18 protein-coding genes are annotated in these 17,074 nt (G+C 67.7%); 10 read left to right on the top strand and 8 right to left on the bottom strand.

The genetic code is table 11. The features are described 5' to 3' along the window. Position 1 precedes the first annotated feature (1 nt). From ACFYRU_RS12585 to ACFYRU_RS12570, 4 genes are all read right to left on the bottom strand, one after another. On the bottom strand, positions 2 to 805 hold the full coding sequence (locus tag ACFYRU_RS12585) for a carbohydrate ABC transporter permease (RefSeq protein ID WP_387656790.1): 804 nt from the start codon (positions 803 to 805) through the stop codon (positions 2 to 4). 83 nt (positions 806 to 888) lie between these two features. Then, entirely contained in the window at positions 889 to 1,788 is a 900-nt protein-coding gene (locus tag ACFYRU_RS12580) for a carbohydrate ABC transporter permease (protein ID WP_387656787.1), read from the bottom strand. A 3-nt stretch (positions 1,789 to 1,791) separates the two neighbouring features. Continuing rightward, complete coding sequence (locus ACFYRU_RS12575) at positions 1,792 to 3,087, bottom strand: ABC transporter substrate-binding protein (protein ID WP_387656785.1); 1,296 nt, start codon at positions 3,085 to 3,087, stop codon at positions 1,792 to 1,794. Further along, positions 3,084 to 3,977: a nucleoside hydrolase gene (locus ACFYRU_RS12570; protein ID WP_387656782.1), complete on the bottom strand. Its 894-nt coding sequence runs from the start codon at positions 3,975 to 3,977 to the stop codon at positions 3,084 to 3,086. The genes ACFYRU_RS12575 and ACFYRU_RS12570 overlap by 4 nt, the downstream gene beginning before the upstream one ends. A 103-nt stretch (positions 3,978 to 4,080) precedes the next feature. Between ACFYRU_RS12570 and ACFYRU_RS12565 the strand changes: the two genes are divergently transcribed. From ACFYRU_RS12565 to ACFYRU_RS12530, 8 genes are all read left to right on the top strand, one after another. Next, on the top strand, positions 4,081 to 5,484 hold the full coding sequence (locus tag ACFYRU_RS12565; protein WP_387656779.1) for an FGGY family carbohydrate kinase: 1,404 nt from the start codon (positions 4,081 to 4,083) through the stop codon (positions 5,482 to 5,484). A gap of 221 nt (positions 5,485 to 5,705) precedes the next feature. Then, positions 5,706 to 6,866 (top strand): Gfo/Idh/MocA family protein, encoded by a 1,161-nt coding sequence (locus tag ACFYRU_RS12560; protein WP_387656776.1) that lies wholly within the window; start codon positions 5,706 to 5,708, stop codon positions 6,864 to 6,866. Next, a complete protein-coding gene (locus tag ACFYRU_RS12555; RefSeq protein WP_387656774.1) occupies positions 6,866 to 8,014 on the top strand; it encodes a dihydrodipicolinate synthase family protein in 1,149 nt (382 codons plus the stop codon). Before ACFYRU_RS12560 ends, ACFYRU_RS12555 begins: the two co-directional genes overlap by 1 nt. After that, positions 8,011 to 8,829, top strand: a complete 819-nt coding sequence (locus ACFYRU_RS12550; protein ID WP_387656772.1) for a sugar phosphate isomerase/epimerase family protein — start codon at positions 8,011 to 8,013, stop codon at positions 8,827 to 8,829. The genes ACFYRU_RS12555 and ACFYRU_RS12550 overlap by 4 nt, the downstream gene beginning before the upstream one ends. 15 nt (positions 8,830 to 8,844) lie before the next feature. Continuing rightward, complete coding sequence (locus tag ACFYRU_RS12545; RefSeq protein WP_387656769.1) at positions 8,845 to 9,600, top strand: sugar phosphate isomerase/epimerase family protein; 756 nt, start codon at positions 8,845 to 8,847, stop codon at positions 9,598 to 9,600. A 105-nt stretch (positions 9,601 to 9,705) separates the two neighbouring features. Next, on the top strand, positions 9,706 to 11,145 hold the full coding sequence (locus tag ACFYRU_RS12540) for a diguanylate cyclase domain-containing protein (protein ID WP_387656766.1): 1,440 nt from the start codon (positions 9,706 to 9,708) through the stop codon (positions 11,143 to 11,145). 88 nt (positions 11,146 to 11,233) lie between these two features. Continuing rightward, positions 11,234 to 12,280, top strand: coding sequence for a hypothetical protein (locus tag ACFYRU_RS12535; RefSeq protein ID WP_387656763.1), 1,047 nt, complete (start codon positions 11,234 to 11,236; stop codon positions 12,278 to 12,280). Beyond that, the gene (locus tag ACFYRU_RS12530; protein ID WP_387656760.1) at positions 12,280 to 13,362 is read left to right on the top strand and encodes a hypothetical protein; all 1,083 of its coding nucleotides are present in this window, start codon (positions 12,280 to 12,282) and stop codon (positions 13,360 to 13,362) included. Before ACFYRU_RS12535 ends, ACFYRU_RS12530 begins: the two co-directional genes overlap by 1 nt. Here the strand turns inward: ACFYRU_RS12530 and ACFYRU_RS12525 are convergent. From ACFYRU_RS12525 to ACFYRU_RS12515, 3 genes are read right to left on the bottom strand one after another with little or no spacing between them, the layout of a single operon-like run. Further along, positions 13,343 to 13,825 (bottom strand): GNAT family N-acetyltransferase, encoded by a 483-nt coding sequence (locus ACFYRU_RS12525; protein ID WP_387656757.1) that lies wholly within the window; start codon positions 13,823 to 13,825, stop codon positions 13,343 to 13,345. The genes ACFYRU_RS12530 and ACFYRU_RS12525 overlap by 20 nt on opposite strands. 18 nt (positions 13,826 to 13,843) lie before the next feature. Next, positions 13,844 to 14,650 carry a Fic/DOC family protein gene (locus ACFYRU_RS12520; RefSeq protein ID WP_387656754.1) on the bottom strand — a complete coding sequence of 269 codons (807 nt, stop codon included), beginning with the start codon at positions 14,648 to 14,650 and terminating at the stop codon, positions 13,844 to 13,846. After that, positions 14,647 to 14,877 carry a hypothetical protein gene (locus ACFYRU_RS12515; RefSeq protein WP_387656751.1) on the bottom strand — a complete coding sequence of 77 codons (231 nt, stop codon included), beginning with the start codon at positions 14,875 to 14,877 and terminating at the stop codon, positions 14,647 to 14,649. The genes ACFYRU_RS12520 and ACFYRU_RS12515 overlap by 4 nt, the downstream gene beginning before the upstream one ends. Positions 14,878 to 14,998: 121 nt before the next feature. Here ACFYRU_RS12515 and ACFYRU_RS12510 point away from each other — a divergent pair, with 121 nt between their 5' ends. Continuing rightward, a complete protein-coding gene (locus ACFYRU_RS12510; RefSeq protein ID WP_387658098.1) occupies positions 14,999 to 15,436 on the top strand; it encodes a PhoD-like phosphatase N-terminal domain-containing protein in 438 nt (145 codons plus the stop codon). On the opposite strand, the gene ACFYRU_RS12505 is transcribed toward ACFYRU_RS12510, so the two are convergent. Then, the gene (locus ACFYRU_RS12505; RefSeq protein WP_387656748.1) at positions 15,372 to 16,118 is read right to left on the bottom strand and encodes an SDR family NAD(P)-dependent oxidoreductase; all 747 of its coding nucleotides are present in this window, start codon (positions 16,116 to 16,118) and stop codon (positions 15,372 to 15,374) included. The genes ACFYRU_RS12510 and ACFYRU_RS12505 overlap by 65 nt on opposite strands. 86 nt (positions 16,119 to 16,204) lie before the next feature. Between ACFYRU_RS12505 and ACFYRU_RS12500 the strand changes: the two genes are divergently transcribed. Continuing rightward, a complete protein-coding gene (locus tag ACFYRU_RS12500; RefSeq protein ID WP_387656745.1) occupies positions 16,205 to 17,044 on the top strand; it encodes a helix-turn-helix transcriptional regulator in 840 nt (279 codons plus the stop codon). Positions 17,045 to 17,074 lie beyond the last annotated feature (30 nt).

Here is a 17,074-nt window from a genome sequence, read left to right as displayed (position 1 = left end):
CCTAACCTTTGAGCGAGCCGGCGGTGAGGCCGCCGACGATCCAGCGCTGCAGGAGTGTGTAGGCGATCAGGATCGGCACCACTGCGATCAGGATGCCTGCCGCGAGCCCGGTGTTGTTGTTGGCGAACTGCCCCTGGAAGTTCAGCAGGCCGACCGGGATGGTCTTGTGCGCGTCCGAGTTCAGCAGGATCAGCGCGAACAGGAACTCGTTCCAGGTCGCGACCGCGTCCAGGATCGCCACCGTCACCAGCGCCGGTACGGACAGCGGCAGGATCATCGTGAAGAACACCCGCCAGTCGCCGGCGCCGTCCACCTTCGCGGCCTCGATGATCTCGTCCGGGATCTGCCGGAAGAACGACTGCAGTACGAGCACCTCGAACGGGATGCCGAACGCCAGGTACGGCCCGATCAGCCCGAAGATGCTGTCGGTCAGCCCGGCCTGACGCATCATGATGAAGACCGGGACGATCGTGATGTAGATCGGGATGGTCAGCCCGAGGAACACCGAGAACATCACCGTCCGGCGGAACTTCATCCGGAGCTTGGCCAGTGCGAAGCCGAGCATCGCGGAGACCAGGACGCCGACCGGGACCTTGATCGCGGCGAGGATCGCGCTGTTGCGGTAGGTCGTGGCGAAGTTGCCGATGTCCCAGGCGTCTTTGAAGTTGCTCCACGTCAACTGAGCAGGCCAGGAGAGTGGGCCGTTGCCGATGAAGTCCGCGAGCGGGCGTACGGCGGTGATCACCAGTAGTGCGAGCGGTGAGATCCAGAAGAGTGCGACCACTGCCAGGACGAAAGTCGTCACCAGACCGCGACGTCCCTTGGGCCCAGAACTGCCGGATTTGGTTGCATCGACAGGTAGTTCTACCGGGGCTTGGGCTGTGAGGGTCATGAGGCCTCCCTTGTTTGGGAGCGGACGTAGGGGATGCCTACGGCGATCGCGACCAGGGTGATGACGACGGCGATCGCGGTGCCGTAGCCGGCCTGGTAGTACTGGAAGACGTTGAAGTACATCCACGTACCCATCACCTGCGTCGACGTACCGGGGCCGCCGTACGTCATCGCGTAGATCATGTCGAAGACCTTGAACGAGTCGATCAGCGACAGCGCGAGCACGATGTAGTGCGCCGGCCGCAGGCTCGGCATCGTCACGTGCCAGAACTGCTGCCACTTCGACGCACCGTCGACGGTCGCCGCCTCGTACAACTCGTTCGGAATCCCTTGCAGCGCGGCCAAGTAGAGCAACATCGGGAAGCCGGTACGCAACCAGATCGCCGGGATCATCACGGCCCACAGCGCGGTCGAGTCCTGCCCGAGCCACGGCTGCGCCAGCCCGTCCAGTCCGATCGCCCGCAAGAGCGAGTTGATGGCGCCGTACTGCGGGTTGTACAACCAGCCCCAGATGCTCGCGATCGACACCAGCGGGAGCACAGCCGGCGTGTAGAACACCAGCCGGAGGATCGGCTTGCCGTGCACCTTGCCGTTCAGCGCGATCGCCAGCAGCAGGCCGATCACGGTCGGGACCGCGATCGTGACCACGGTCCAGATCAGGTTGTTCTTGACCGCGGTCACCACCACCGGGTCGTGCGGCAGCTTGAAGTAGTTGCTCAGGCCAACGAACTTGTAGGTTGCGCTCAGGCCGTCCCAGTTGGTCAGGCTGAAGAACAGTGACGACAACGCCGGGTACACCAGGAACGCGACGTACACCGCCAGAGCGGGGATGGCGAACAACCACGGCGACCACCGGCCACCACGCTTCACCTGTTTTACTGCGACTGTTCCCGCCACAGGTCAGCTCTTCGCCCAGGCGGAGACGATCTCCTGCATCTTCTTCGCCGCCGCGTCCGGCTTGACCGAGCCCTGCAGCAGGTCGCTCTGCACGCTGAAGTACTGGTCGGCCTGCTTCTTCGGGAACGCCTGGTCCTGGATCGTGTAGAACGGGTTGCCTGAGTACTTCTGCGCCCACTCCGCGGCCAGCGGCAGCGCCTTCGGGTCCGGCTCGGCACCCTTGACCGTCGAGGCGGTGATGTTCATCGCCTTCTGGCTGGCCGGCTGCACGATGAAGTCGATCAGCGCGGCGGCCTTGTCGGCGTTCCCGCTGCGGGCGTTGATCATGTAGCCCTCGACGAAGCCCGAGTGCCGGGCAGGGGTCTTGTCGGTCGGCAGCTCGAAGTTGCCGAACGCGGACGAGCTCTTCTTCGCCGCCAGGATCGCGGCGGCCTCGGTCCACGGACCGGTGATCGTGTACGCGGTCTTGCCCTGCACGTACCACGGCTCGACATCGGACGGGTCCAGCGCGAGCGCGCCCTGCGGCAGCCACTTCTTGTCCTGCCACTTCTTGAACAGCGTGAACGCCTCGACCACCTCGGGCCGGTCCCAGCTCTCGGCGCCGGTCAGCAGCTTGTCGTGCAGGTCCGGTCCGGCGGTGTGCTCGAGCAGGTACTCGAACAGGCGCATGATGTCCCACCCGTACTTGCCGCCCAGCCCGCACGGCGTCACGCCGACCGCGACCAGCTTGTCGTTCGCGGCCTCGAGCTCGGCGTACGTCTTCGGCGCCGCGGCGATCCCGGCCTTCGCGAACAGCGACTTGTTGTACCAGGCACCGATCCCGAGCGAGATGAACGGTACGCCGGACTTCACGCCGTCGAACGTCATCCCGCCGATCGCCTTGGTGTTGATCTTCGAGTCCCAGCCGTACTTGTCGTAGTACTTGCTCAGGTCGAGTGCCTGCTTCGCCTTCGCGAACGGCGCACCGATCTGACCGCCCCAGATCCGCCAGACGTCCGGACCCTTGCCGCCGAGCAGCTCGGTCCGCAGCTTGTCCGGGTATACCGCCGCGCCCGAACCGGGCAGGCTGTCCACGGTGGTCGTGGTCCCGTTCTGCTCGTCGAACTTCTTGATCTGCGCCTTCAGCAGGCCGATCGTCGAGTCGTCCTCGTAGGTGAACAGCCGCAGGTTGTTCGAGGCCGCCTCGGTGGCTCCGCCGCCGGTCGACGTACCACCGCCGGTACAGGCGGACAGACCGGCGCCGAGCGCGGCGGCGGACGTGAGGCCGAGGAAACCACGGCGGGTGTACGACGTGCTCATGAGTTGCTCCTTTGGCGGGCGAAACGGCGGATCTTGGCGAACATGTCCTCCAGCAGGAAGCGCACGTCGACCTGCTCGCAGACCTGGATGGGGTTGTCGGTGCCGGGCAGGTACCAGCCGTCGACACCGAAGCGCGGCGCCGGACGAGTCCGGAAGTTGCCGCTGTGCGGGTAGAGCATCAGGGAGATCGCAGGCGAGTCGCCGAGGGAGCGGGACTCGATCGGCTCGCCGTGGTACTTCGCGTTCCACTCGATCAACTGCTCGATCAGGTACTTGCCGAGCGGGCCGGCGTCGCCGATCTTCTCCTCGAGCTCTGCGTAGCTGACCGAAACCTTGGTGTAGACGTCGCTCGGGACCTGCCAGACGGTGATCCCGGACCCGAACACCACGTTCGCGGCGTGGACGTCGTTCGACAGGTTGAACTCCATCCGGTGATCGGCCGCGTAGCCGTTGTAACCGCGACCGCCGATCCAGACCACGATCACGTTGCGTTTCGGGAGTTCCGGGTCGAGGAGGATCGCCGACGCCATGTCGGTGAGCGGGCCGAGGAACGACACGAACAGCGGGTCGTCCTCGCCGGCCAGCTTCGACTCCTCGATGATCAGCCGGGCGCCGTCGGAATCTCTGGGCGTGTGCTCGTCGGGGATGCCGGTCGGTGCGCCGTTCGCGACCGTGACCTTGCCGGTCAGGTCGAGCAGGTCCAGCAGCAGGTCGATCTCCTCGCGGGACTCCTCCATGCTCCGGTCCGACCGGTGGGTGCCGAAGTGCGCGGGAATCAGACCGCGGACGTCGAAGGTCGGCGACAACAGCCCGTGCACGATCGCGAACTGGTCATCGGCCTCGTTCTTGGCATCGGTGTCGATGATCACCCGGCGTCTACTCGGCTTCACACATTCTCCTCGAATAGATATTCACTAGTGCATAGCCTGTCGCCATGAGTGTCACCACGGCGCTAGAGTCCCGTCAAGACCTCAGTTGAAACTTGGAGGGCCGATGCCCGAAGCGGTGCTGTCCGTGGACCAGGGCACAACGAACTCAAAAGCCGCCCTGATCACCGCCGACGGAGCGGTACTCGCCACGGGGTCATCCCCCGTCGGCCTCTCCACTCCGCAGCCGGGCTGGGTGGAACAAGACGCCGAAGACATCTGGCAGAGCGTGCTGAAGGCAATCGCAACCTGCCTGAGCGCGGGTGCAGTGGGGGCCGCCGGGGTCGAAATCGTGGGGATAGCGCTGTCCACGCAGCGCGAGTCCGTTGTGGGCTGGGATCGTTCCGGCCGTCCCGTCGGGCCGGTTCTGGGCTGGCAGGATGTTCGTACCAGTAGTTGGTGCGCCCAACTACCGTCGGCGGTCGACGAACTCGTACGCCGGCGTACGGGACTTCGGGTCGACGCGATGTTCTCGGCACCGAAGATGCGCTGGTTGCTGAATCGGGCGGACGCGTACGTCGGCACCGTCGACAGTTGGTTGATCCACCGGCTGACTGGTTGCCGGGAGCATCTGACTGATGCGGGCAACGCCGCTCGTACCTTGCTGTACGACCTGCTGGCCTTGGACTGGTCCGCCGAGCTGCTGGAGGCGTTCGGGGTTCCGCGGGCTGCGTTGGGCGAGGTGCGGCCGTCCGATGCGGGGTTCGGGGTCACGAAGGGCGTGCCGGGACTGCCGGACGGGATTCCGATTGTCGCGGTGCTGGCCGATTCGCATGCTGCGATGTACGGCCAGGGGTGTACGCGGACCGGGATGGTGAAGGCGACGTACGGGACAGGGTCGTCCGTGATGACCCCGGTGGACGAGTTCGTGCCGAGTGGGTGCACGCTCGCCTGGCTGACCGACCGTCCCGTCTACGCGCTGGAGGGGAACATCGTCTCCTCCGGCGCCGCCCTCGCCTGGACCGCGGACCTCCTGGGCCTACCGGACGTCGGCGCGCTGATGGCGCTGGCGGCAACGGTCGCGTCGGCCGAGGGCGTCGTACTCGTACCCGCCTTCGCCGGCCTCGGCGCGCCGCATTGGGACCGCGAGGCCCGCGCCGCACTGACCGGGATGAGCAGCTCGACCACCCGCGCACACATCGCCCGCGCCGCCGTCGACGCCGTCGCCCACCAGATCTGCGACATCACCGACACGATCCCGGGCGTACTCACCAGCCTCCGCGCCGACGGCGGCGCGACCGTCTCGGACCTCCTCATGCAGACCCAGGCAGACCTCCTGGGCGCCCCGGTCGAAGCGGCCGACGTACCGGAAATCTCCGCCCTGGGCACCGCCGAACTCGCGTGGACCACCCTCGGCGCCACCACCAACTGGTCGGAACACCGCACCTACCGCCACTTCACCCCAGCCGCGACGGACCGTACCAACCGCCGCGCCGAATGGGCTGCCGCCGTGCGCGCCACCCTGACCTGAGGACCTAACGACAGGACGTATACGTCCCGTACCGGCCGGCGCCGACCCGCGCCAGGCTCAACCCGTACGCCAACCGCTCGACACCTCCTGTCGATCGGCACCCGTGGCCGCGGGGGGAGACCGTTTTCCGCAACAGGTTGACTGGATTGTGGCGCCCACCTAAGGTTGCGCTCACAGCCTTGGAAAGCCCTTTCCCAGGCGTGAGCGTGAGAGGTAGGACTGTGAACGAGCGACGCATCGGCATCGTGATGAACGGCGTCACCGGCCGGATGGGCCTGCGCCAGCACCTCGAGCGTTCCATCGTGGCGATCCGGGAGCAGGGCGGGATCCCGGCTGCCGACGGCACGATGATCATCCCGGAGCCGATCCTGGTCGGCCGGAACGAGCTGAAGCTGCGCCGGATCGCCGAGCAGTACGGCCTGGAGCGGTGGACCACCGACCTCGCCGAGGCGCTCGCCGAACCGGGCGTCGAGATCTACTTCGACTCCCAGCTCACCCAGCTCCGGGAGAAGGGCGTCCGGGCCGCGGTCGAGGCCGGCAAGGCGATCTACTGCGAGAAGCCGATCGCGGAGAGCCTGGACGCGGCGGTCGACCTGGCCAAGCTGGTCGTCGACTCCGGCCTGAAGAACGGCGTGGTGATGGACAAGCTGTCGCTGCCCGGCCTGCGGAAGCTGAAGCGGCTGGTCGACGGCGGGTTCTTCGGCCGGATCCTGTCGGTCCGCGGCGAGTTCGGGTACTGGGTCTTCGAGGGCGACTGGCAGGAGGCGCAGCGCCCGTCCTGGAACTACAAGTCCGAAGAGGGCGGCGGCATCATCCTGGACATGTTCTGCCACTGGCGGTACGTGCTCGACCAGACGTTCGGCTCCGTGCAGTCGGTGTACTGCCAGGGCGCCACGCACATCCCGACCCGGGTCGACGAGAACGGCGAGCCGTACACCGCGACCGCGGACGACGCGGCGTACGGCATCTTCGAGCTCGAGGGCGGCATCGTCGCCCAGCTGAACTCGTCCTGGGCGACCCGGGTGTTCCGCGACGAACTGGTCGAGTTCCACGTCGACGGCACCGAAGGCTCCGCTGTCGCCGGTCTGCGCAACTGCCGCGTCCAGCACCGCTCCGCCACCCCGAAGCCGGTCTGGAACCCGGACATCCCCGTCACCGAGCAGTTCCGCGACCAGTGGGCGACGGTGCCGGACAACGAGGTGATGGACAACGGCTTCAAGGTGCAGTGGGAGATGTTCCTCCGGCACGTGGTCGACGACGCCCCGTTCACCTGGGACTTCGTCGAGGCCGCCAAGGGCGTCCAACTCGCCGAACTCGGCCTCAGGTCCTGGCACGAGGGCCGCAAGCTCGAGGTCCCCACCCTCGACCTGAAGGCCAACTGATGGAAATCGCGCTGCCGGCCAACGGTGAGTTGGAGAAGTATCGCCTGGTGGGTGAGCCTGTTGCTCAGGGCACCTACCAGCCGGCTTCCTCGCGGTTGGCGTTCGCGGCGGCTCACGTGGTGGCGGATCCGTTGGGGGACAACTCGCCGGGGGCTCCGGCCGTGGTGGACTGGGAGCACACGCTCGGGTTCCGGCGGCACCTGTGGTCGTTGGGGTTGTCTGTCGCGGAGGCGATGGACACTGCGCAGCGCGGCATGGGACTGGACTGGGCGGCCACCCAGGAACTGATCCGGCGGTCCGCCGCCGAGGCGCCGGATGGACGGATCGCGGTCGGCGCCGGGACCGATCAACTTGCTGCTGGCAACCATTCGGTGGAAGACGTTGCGGCGGCCTACGAAGAGCAGTTCGCGGTCGCGGAAGCCGCGGGCGCGCAGCCGATCATGATGGCCAGCCGGGCGTTGTGCGCGGCAGCCGAGTCCCCTGACGACTACCGCAAGGTGTACGACCGCCTGCTCACACAGTCCACCAAACCAGTGATCCTCCACTGGCTAGGCCCCATGTTCGATCCTGCTTTGGAAGGGTACTGGGGCAGCGGATCGTTCGACTCGGCCGCGGCATTCGTCGTCGACCTGATCAACGACAACGTGGACAAGGTCGACGGCATCAAGATCTCGCTCCTCGACGCGTCAAAGGAAGTTGCTCTGCGCAACCAGCTCCCTGAGGGGGTACGGCTGTACACGGGTGACGACTTCAACTACCCGGAGCTGATTCGCGGGGACGGTCAGCGGCACAGCGACGCCCTGCTTGGGATCTTTGCGGCGATTGCTCCGGCGGCAGCGGCTGCACTGAGTGCCTTGGACCGTGGTGATTTGACCGAGTACGAGCGGGTGTTCGGGCCGACCGTTCCGCTGGCTCGGCAGATCTTCTCGGCGCCGACCTACTACTACAAGACCGGGATCGCCTTCCTGGCCTGGTTGAACGGGTTCCAGCCCGGGTTCACGATGGTCGGCGGGCTGCAGACCGGGCGATCGCTGCCGCATCTCGCGGACACGTTCCGGCTGGCGGACCAGGCCGGCGTACTGACGAACCCCGAGCTCGCCGTCGACCGTTTCCGGCGGCTGTTGAGCGTGAGCGGGATCGACGCATGAGCAACCGGTACAGCCTCAACCAGGCGACCACGAAGTACTGGCCGCTCGAAGAGGTGGTCGCGGCCAGCGCGAACGCCGGCCTCGAGTGGATCGGCCTGTGGCGCGAGCCGATCCAGGAGTACGGCGTCGACAAGGCGGCGAAGCTCGTCGCCGGCGCCGGCCTCAAGGTCTCGTCCCTGTGCCGCGGCGGCTTCTTCACCTCGACCGACGCGGCCGAACGGCGGGCCAAGATCGAGGACAACCGCCGCGCGATCGACGAGGCCGCCACCATCGGTACGCCCGTACTCATCCTCGTCAGCGGCGGACTGCCACCCGGTTCCCGGAACCTCGACGGTGCCCGCGCGATGGTCCGCGACGGGCTCGCCGAGCTGGCACCGTACGCCGAGGAGCGCGGGGTCACGCTCGCGGTCGAGGCCCTGCACCCGATGTTCTGCTCGGACCGCTGCGTGGTGTCGTCGCTCGGCGGCGCGCTCGACCTGGCCGAGCAGTTCCCGGCGCACCAGGTCGGCGTGGTCGTCGACGCGTACCACCTGTGGTGGGACGCGGACCTCTATCGGCAGATCGAACGCGCCGGCGAGCGGATCGTGTCGTACCAGGTCAGCGACTGGGTCGTCCCGCTCCCCGCGGACACGCTGCTCGGCCGGGGCCTGATGGGCGACGGCTCGATCGACCTGCGCCGGATGCGCGCGGCCTGCGACGCGGCCGGGTACGACGGCCCGATCGAGGTCGAGATCTTCAACCAGCAACTGTGGGACTCGCCAGGTCAAGAGGTCTTCGACCTGGCGTACGCGAGGTATCAGGAACACGTCCTCTGACAAGGAGTCACCTGTATGACTGACCGGACCATCCCCGCCGACGGGATCGGGATGCACCTCTACACGATGCGTGACGTGCTGGCCGAGGACTATCCGGGGACGCTGAAGCGGCTCGCAGAGATCGGGTACCGGACCGTGGGGGTGAGTGGGCGGTTCGACCACAGCGCGGCCGAGATCCGGGGGTTCGCGGACGACGCGGGCCTCGGGATCGTCCTCGAGCACGTCGGGTACGCGCGGATGCAGGAGGACTGGGCCGGCGCGCTGGCCGACGTACGGACGCTCGGTGCGCAGTGGGCCGTCGTACCGTCGATTCCTTCCGAACTGCATTCGGTGGAAGGCTTCAAGACCGCGGCGGCCGCGTTCACCGAGGCGGGCAAGGCGGCGCGGGACGCGGGGCTGAAGCTGCTGTTCCACAACCACGGCCGGGACTTCGAGGAGCTCGACGGGCGGGTGCTGTACGACATCCTGCTCGACGTGGATCCCGAGCTGCTCGGGTTCGAGCTGGACTTGTACTGGGCGGTCGACGGCGGCCACGACCCGGCGAAGCTGTTCCAGGACCACCCGGGCCGCTTCCCCGCACTGCACGTGAAGGACATGGCCGAGGACGGCTCCTGGGAGGACGTCGGCGCCGGCAAGCTCGACTTCGGTGCCATGTTCGCGCATGCGGAATCCGGCGGCGTCGAGCAGTACCTCGTCGAGCACGACAAGCCGACCGACGCATGGAAGTCGGCCGAGCGCAGCTACCGAGGGTTGACCGAGCTGCGCTACTGATTTGGCGTGCCAACAAACGACTGTTTGCTGTGACAACAAACGCTTAACCGGGTCAGCTGTGGATACGTCTGCTCACCGCGGGTGAAATCGGCCTATTCTCAACAGGTGCAGAACGAGCCCGCGGTCCGGCTGTCTGCCGTCCGTCGCCTGTACGAGGTGAGTACGCGGATGGGCGCTGGGCGCAGCCTTGCCGAGACGCTGCAGGCGGTCGTCGACGGCGTCGTGAACGGGCTCGGCTTCGGTATCGCCGTACTGAACCTGCGGCACCCGGACGGCAAGTTCGAGGTGATCGCGGTCGCCGGGTCGCCGCAGGCACAGGAGGCGTTGCTCGGCCGGGTGAGCGCCTCCGACGTCTTCGATGCCGACTTCGCCATCGCGGACACCTGGGGCGGGCTCCGGTTCGTACCGCACGAGCGCCTGGGCGACGGCGAGGTGATCGGGTGGGTGCCCGACGTACCGGTCTCCGACGACCCGGACGCCTGGCACCCGCTGGACGCTCTCTTCGCGCCGCTGTACTCACCCGCCGGCGAACTGGTCGGCATGCTGTCGGTCGACCTGCCGGAGGACCATCGGCGGCCCGGTCCGATCCACCGGGAGCTGCTCGAGATCTTCGCCACCCAGGCCGGGCTGGCGATCGACAAAGCCCGGCTGACCGAGCAGCTGCTCGCCGAGAAGACCCGCCTGGAGGCGAGCGAGGCCACGTTCCGGCTGGTGTTCGAAGGCGCCGGGAACGGGATGGCCACGGTCGCGTTCGACGGTCCGGACCTCGGCCGGATCCTGCGCGTGAACGACGCGTTCTGCCGGATCACCGGGTACACCGCGGACCAGTTGCTCGGGACGCGGCTCGTCACGTTCCTGCGCGACGAGGAGCCGGAGCAGACCCGGACCGAACTCGAAGAAGTTGCTGCCAGCAACGGTACGTACCGGTTCGAGCGGGTCTTCACGCAGCCGAACGGGAACCTGATCTGGCTCGGCGGTACGGCGGCCCTGGTCGAGCAGGGCGCCGGCCAGTCGCGCATCCTGCTCGTGCAGATCGACGACGTCACCGCCCGGAAGGACGCCGAGCGCGAACTCCGCCACCACGCCGCGCACGACCCACTCACCGGCCTTCCGAACCGCCGGCTCCTGCAGCACCGCTTCGCGAAGGTCCTCGACCGGACCCGAGCCACCGGCCGGCCCGGCGCCCTGCTGTTCTGCGACCTCAACCACTTCAAGCTCGTCAACGACAGCTACGGTCACGAAGCCGGCGACCACGCCCTCCGCGAGATCGCCACCCGCCTAAGTACGGCCGTCCGCCACGGCGACACGGTGGCCCGCCTCGGCGGCGACGAATTCGCCGTCCTCGCCGAAGACATCACCGGCGACGACCTCACCACCCTGATCACCCGCCTCGAAGACGCCGTCAGCCGCCCCCTCCCCAACATCACCATCCAGGTAACCACCAGCGTCGGCACAGTCCCCATAACCCCCACCACCACCGACCTGAACGCCCTACTCCACCAAGCCGACCAAGCCATGTACACCGCCAAAAACCGCCGCAACTGAACGATTGCAGCAACCTGCAGCTCGGGTGCCTTGCTGCACCACGTGCGGATGTGGTTCAAATAGGGCGATCGTTCGGCCTGGGGGGAAGATGCGCATCGTCATGGACGGGCCGTTGTGGCTCGAGTACGGCCAGTTCTTCGTGGGTGGGTACAAGGACTCGCAGGACTGCTTCGCCGGTCAGCAGAACGGGTTGTGCGGAGCCGCGGCGGCGGGCCACCTGTTCTTCAGGACGGGACTGCACACCGGGAAGGTGGGGCTCCGGGTCGAGGTGCACGAGCGGATGCCCTCGGTGGAGTACGACGCCGAGGACGTCGTCGAGGCGTCGTACCTGCCGTCCGGCGACGCGCTGCTGTCATGCCTCGGCGACCACGGCGTCCCGCTGGAACTGGAGCCGATCGGCTATCGGGTTCGGTACTCCGCGTGGGGAATGGACGCGGGACACCAGTCCGGCCCGCCCGCGGACGACGAATCCCTGGTCGACCGCTACCTACTGCAGCTCTGGCCGGCCCGCCCGGCACCGGAACGAGTAGTAAAGGCGACCAGCCGCCAGGCAGCGTACTGGCACCGCGCCACCCGCGAACTCCCAACACCGGACCAGCTCGCCGAGCAGCGGGCGGAACGCGCGCGCCTGGCCGAGGCGGAACGGATCGCCGCAGATACTGCGGCATGGGGAGGAACCCCGCCGAGCGAGCGGCTGCGGAACATCAGATTCGCCCAGGACCTCTGCAGGCTGGATCGACCGCTGGCAGACGCGCTCGAACGAGCCGACGAACCGACACGCCGCGCCGTTGCCCGCTGGGCCGCACGTCGTGCGTGTGTCGAGGCCGAGTACTCCGAGGACGCTCAGGTGACGGCGATCCTCGCCGCGATGGACCGCGGCGACGACTACTGGCCCCTGCTCCATCCGCCGGTACCGAACCCGTCCGGCAAGGTCCAACTCGGCTTCCAGGTTCTGCACTTCGGCTGGCGGACCGACGCGACGCCACTGGAGAACGTCGAAATGGTCGTCAAACCGACGTACGACGAGGACTCGCTGCGCGGGGTCATCGAGGCGGTTGTCTGGAGTCTCGGTGCGTTCGGCAACCAACCCCGGCTGCTCGCCGAGCTGCGGTTGGCGTTTCCGGGGTTGGGCTGATGCGCACGTTGATGAGTGGGCCGGCGTGGGTTTCGTACGCGCAGATCTACGTCGAGAGCACGCAGGACAGCGTGGGGCTTGAAGAGTGCTTTGTGGGGCAGCAGAACGGGCTCTGCGGGGCGGCTTCTCCCGGGACGTTGTTCCTGGTCACCGGTCTGCACACCGGGGACGTGGGATTCACGGTTGAGCTGTACGACGCGCCGCCACCGCTGGACGACTCCTGGGAGGAGATCGTCGAGGCGTCGTACCGCCCTCGCGGTGCCGCGATGTTGATGACGTGGGCCGGGGACGGCGGCTGGTGGGACCTCGATCTCGAGCCGATCGACTACCGGGTCCGGTACTGCGGATGGGGTATGGACGCCGGGCATCAGGCCGGACCGCCGATGGACGGCGACCCGCTCGTCGACAGGTACCTCCTGCAGTTCTGGCCTGCACCGGCCGCGCCTGATCGCGTGCTGAAGCAGACGAGCGCGCAGGCGGCGTATTGGCACCGGTTTGCCCGTGAGCAACCGACGCTGGAGGACTTCGCGGAACGGAAGCGGCAGCGGGCACTACGGGACGAGGAGCGACGGCTCGCGGAGCGGGCGGCCGCGTGGGGCGGCTCGTTGCCGACACCCCGGATCGAGAACACGATGCACGGCCAGGAGTTGTCAGCCCTCGACCGGTCCTTCGTGGATGCCCTCGAGCAGACGGAACCGGAGACGTTGCGTGCGATGGCTCGGTTCGCCGCGCGACAGGCGTGCCAGCAGGCCGGGTACGCAGACCTCGAACGGATCGCCGGCATCCTGGACCGGATGGATCGCGGCGCCGACTGGCTCGAGACCCTCAACGGACCGCCACCACCGGTCGACCCGGAGGCGAAGCCGCAGCCGGTCATCCACCATTTCGTCGCTCGCGAATATGGCTGGTTCGCCGACCGCGACGCCTACGACAACACCTCGACGGTCGTCTCAGCCACCTTCGACGAGGACTCGTTCAAGGCTGCGGTCAACACGATCTGGCTGGCGACCGGGCCGTTCACCGACAAGCCACGGCTAATCGCCGAGCTGCGTCAGCGGTTCCTTACGAGCCCAGGTTTGTGAGGGGTTGGTCGGTTAGGCGGTAGATGGTCCATTCTTCTTGGGGGGTGGCGCCTAGGGACTTGTAGAAGTCGATGGCGGAGGTGTTCCAGTTGAGGACGGACCATTCGAGGCGTTCGTAGTTGTTGCGGACGCATTCTTGGGCCAGGGCTGTGAGGAGGGCGTTGCCCAGGCCGGTGCCTCGGGTTTCGGGGCGGACGAAGAGGTCTTCCAAGTAGATGCCGTGGACGCCTCGCCAGGTGGAGAAGCTGAGGAACCAGATCGCGCAGCCGACGACTTCGCCTTCGTGTTCGGCGACGTGGCAGAAGACGGCGGGAGACTCACCGAACAGCGCCGTGTGCAGTTGGTCCGCGGTCAGGTGGCACTCGTGCGAGGCGCGTTCGTACTCCGCGAGGGCGTACACCAGCTCCACCAGGGCAGGTACGTCGTCGGGACGGGCTCGGCGGATGCGGTTGTCGGTCTGCATGCGACCATCCTGCACCGGTTACGCCTGGTGCTCCGCCTCGGCCTCGGCCTCCAGAACGGCGTGGTCGGCGGGACGTTTGTCGTCGATGTCGAGCTGCTCCGACTCGTCGACCCCGGCGTACGTCTCGCTCTGCAACTCCAACGCCATCGCGAGTTCCGGATCGGCGCGCACGACCGACCCGCGTTCCACGGTCGCCTTGTCGAACACGGCGTACAGCTTCCGCGGATCAGGATCCGTGCTCTTGGTGATGTCTTCGGGGTACGCCGCGTCCGACGCCGCGTACCACTCGGACTTCTCGACCCGGTCGAAGTCGAGGCGGTACGGCGACATCTCGGCGACGTGGTTGAGGAACACCTTCGCGGCCGCGCCGTTGCCCTCGCGGAACGGGTGCGTGAGGTTCAGGTACGCGTACACGTCCGCGGCGCTCTGCACGAACTCCTCGCGCGACATCGTCGACCAGTCCCGGTCGCGGACCTTGGCGCTGACCTTGCCGGTCCACTTGTCCAGCAGGTGCGCCGGTACGAACGCGTTGCCCTGCTTGGAGGTGTCGACGTTGCGGAACTCGCCGGCCCAGTCGTAGACGTCCTGCAGCAGGTGCTTGTGGATCGCCTGCAGGTGGGCCTTGTCGTACGTACGCGGGATGTCGACCTCACCGCGATCGAGCTCGCCCTGCCGTACGGCCCGCAACCGGTACTCGGCAAGCGGAAGCTCGAACGGGTTGTTGATGCCGAGCTTGTTCCGCAGGCAACCGCCCGGCTCCCAGAGGTACGCGTTCCAGCGCTCGGCCCGTTCGCGGTCCTCCTGCTCCTCGGCGGCAGTGGTCACACAGACCCGCCGCGGGTCACCTTCGACATCGTCCGGCGGATGTACTCGGCGGTGTCGATCCGGCCGGCCTCACGGTCGGCGAGATCGGCGACGTCGTCGCGTTCCGGCTCCCAGCCTTCGAGCCGGTTGTTCGACAGGGCGTCGCTGACGCGCTGCTTCTGGTCGTCGTCGAGCGATTCGAACAGCTCCGGCCAGCGCTGGGCGTAGCGGCACGGTTCGTAGGGCATCAGTCAACTCCCGGGTAGCGAGCAATTCGGGTCAGCCTAACGAACACCTGATACATACCAGCTGAAGACGTTAATTTCACGAACGACTCCGTTAACCTGCACGCCACCCACCAACTGAACACTGACAACGCTTTCCCCCACCTGGACCGCCTCGACCACGTACGCCGCCACGCCCGGCAACCCGTTCACGCTCGGAGTGGCGTCGGGCGGCATGCCCGCGCGCCCGGTCCGGGTCGAGTACGAGGTCGCGTACGACGAGAACTTCCGGCATCCCGTACGACGCGGCAGCGTCGTCGCCACGCCCGAGCTCGGTCACAGCGTGCACCCCGAGGTCCGCGGCCTGCTCCCCGACCACGTGTACTACTACCGCTTCCGTACCGGCCGCGAGGTGTCACCGACCGGCCGCACCCGGACCGCGCCGCTCCCGCACAGCACCCCGCGCGATCTGAAGTTCGCCTTCGCCTCCTGCAACGCGATGGATTGCCAGACAGGCCCTACACGCCCAGGCCGCCGTCCACGCGTAGGACCGCGCCGGTCACGTATGACGCCCGGTCACTGAGCAGCCAGGCGGCGGCCTCGGCCATCTCCGCCGGCTCGGCGCCGCGGCCGAGCGGGGTCTGCGCGACCAGCCCCTCGATCACCCCGGGCGTCGCGCGGTCCCAGTCCTGCAGCATCTCGGTGAGCGTGACACCGGGCGCGATCGCGTTCACCCGGATGTTCTCGGGCGCGTAGGTGATCGCGGCGGACTCCGTGAGGCTGTTCACCGCACGCTTCAGCGCGCCGTACGCAGGCAGCACCGCGTTGCCCGCGAAAGAGCCGACGCTGGACGTGTTCACGATGCTCCCGTGGCCCGACGTGGAGCGGATCGCGGCGACCTCGGCGGTGATCGCGGACCACACGCCGCGGAAGTTCACCGCGTACACGTGGTCGAACTCCTCCTGGCTGAGTCCGTCCATCGGGCCGGGCTGTTGCCCGACGGCGCCGTTGTTGAAGGCGGCATCCAGCCGGCCGTACTCCGCCACGGTCCGGTCGACGGCAGCGCGGACCGAGTCCGGGTCGGCGAGGTCGCAGACGACGTACTGCGTGTCGAGCTCCTTGGCGACGGCGGCGAGCTCGGATTCGGTTCGGGAGGCGAGCATCACCTGCGCGCCTTCGGCGACGAACAGGCGGGCCGCCGCAGCGCCGATCCCGCGGCCGGCGCCGGTGATGAAGATGACTTTGTTCTCCAGCAGTTTGTCCATGTCTTCGAGCGTCGTCAGCGCCGCCGGCGGTAACCAGGCATCGGTTGTACCTGGTTAACCGCGCGCGGACAGGCAGACTGGAGGACGTGGACAAAGCGGAACTCGCGACCTTTCTGCGCAGCCGCCGGGAGCGGGTCGCCCCGGCGGACGTCGGCCTGCCGGCCGGGCGCAGACGCCGTACGCCCGGCCTCCGCCGCGAGGAGGTCGCGCAGCTCGCGTACATCTCCACCGAGTACTACACCCGCCTGGAGCAGGCGCGGGCGCCGCATCCGTCGAGCGAGGTACTGGCCGGACTCGCCCGGGCGCTCCGGCTAAACGATGCCGAGCGCAACCATCTGCACCACCTGGCCGGCGTACCACCGGTCCGGCCGGTCGGCCCGCCGCGGGAGGTACGGCAGAGCATCCTCGACCTGCTCGACCGGCTCCCGAACGCGGCGGCGATCGTGCTCTCGGCGTACACCGAGGTGATCGCGTGGAACCACCTCGCGACCGCGCTGATGGAGGACTTCTCGCTCCGTACGCGCGCCGAACGGAACCTGCTGCGTCGTACGTTCCTCGGCGGGCACCCGCACGCGTACTCCCTGGTCGACGGCGCGCGCTTCGCCCGGAGCTCGGTCAACCACCTGCGCGCGGTCGCGGTCCGGTACCCCGACGACCCGGAACTGCGAGAACTGATCGCGGACCTGTCCGCCAGCCCGGAGTTCACCGCACTGTGGGAAGCGCACGAGATCGCGGGCGAGCCGACGCTCTGCAAGTCGTTCCGGCACCCGCTCGTCGGCCTGGTCACGGTGAACTGCGACGCGCTCGCGATCCCGGACTGCGACCAGCAGGTGGTCATCTACACCGCGACGCCCGGCTCCCCGTCGGAGGAGGCGCTCCGGCTGCTGTCGGTCGTCGGTACGCAGCGGCTCGACGTACCGGGCTGATTAATCAGCCGCAGTGCTCACTGTGTGCGG

Source organism: Kribbella sp. NPDC004536, from assembly GCF_042873835.1.
Lineage (GTDB): Bacteria > Actinomycetota > Actinomycetes > Propionibacteriales > Kribbellaceae > Kribbella.
This window is presented reverse-complemented; position numbering and strand designations above follow the sequence as displayed.

Excerpts from the sequence above, each read along its gene's own strand:
- ACFYRU_RS12515 (WP_387656751.1), bottom strand. The coding sequence starts at position 14,877 with ATGCCCTACGAACCGTGCCGCTACGCCCAGCGCTGGCCGGAGCTGTTC.
- ACFYRU_RS12505 (WP_387656748.1), bottom strand. The coding sequence starts at position 16,118 with ATGGACAAACTGCTGGAGAACAAAGTCATCTTCATCACCGGCGCCGGC.
- ACFYRU_RS12565 (WP_387656779.1), top strand. The coding sequence starts at position 4,081 with ATGCCCGAAGCGGTGCTGTCCGTGGACCAGGGCACAACGAACTCAAAA.
- ACFYRU_RS12545 (WP_387656769.1), top strand. The coding sequence starts at position 8,845 with ATGACTGACCGGACCATCCCCGCCGACGGGATCGGGATGCACCTCTAC.
- ACFYRU_RS12575 (WP_387656785.1), bottom strand. The coding sequence starts at position 3,087 with ATGAGCACGTCGTACACCCGCCGTGGTTTCCTCGGCCTCACGTCCGCC.
- ACFYRU_RS12550 (WP_387656772.1), top strand. The coding sequence starts at position 8,011 with ATGAGCAACCGGTACAGCCTCAACCAGGCGACCACGAAGTACTGGCCG.
- ACFYRU_RS12535 (WP_387656763.1), top strand. The coding sequence starts at position 11,234 with ATGCGCATCGTCATGGACGGGCCGTTGTGGCTCGAGTACGGCCAGTTC.
- ACFYRU_RS12525 (WP_387656757.1), bottom strand. The coding sequence starts at position 13,825 with ATGCAGACCGACAACCGCATCCGCCGAGCCCGTCCCGACGACGTACCT.
- ACFYRU_RS12555 (WP_387656774.1), top strand. The coding sequence starts at position 6,866 with ATGGAAATCGCGCTGCCGGCCAACGGTGAGTTGGAGAAGTATCGCCTG.
- ACFYRU_RS12530 (WP_387656760.1), top strand. The coding sequence starts at position 12,280 with ATGCGCACGTTGATGAGTGGGCCGGCGTGGGTTTCGTACGCGCAGATC.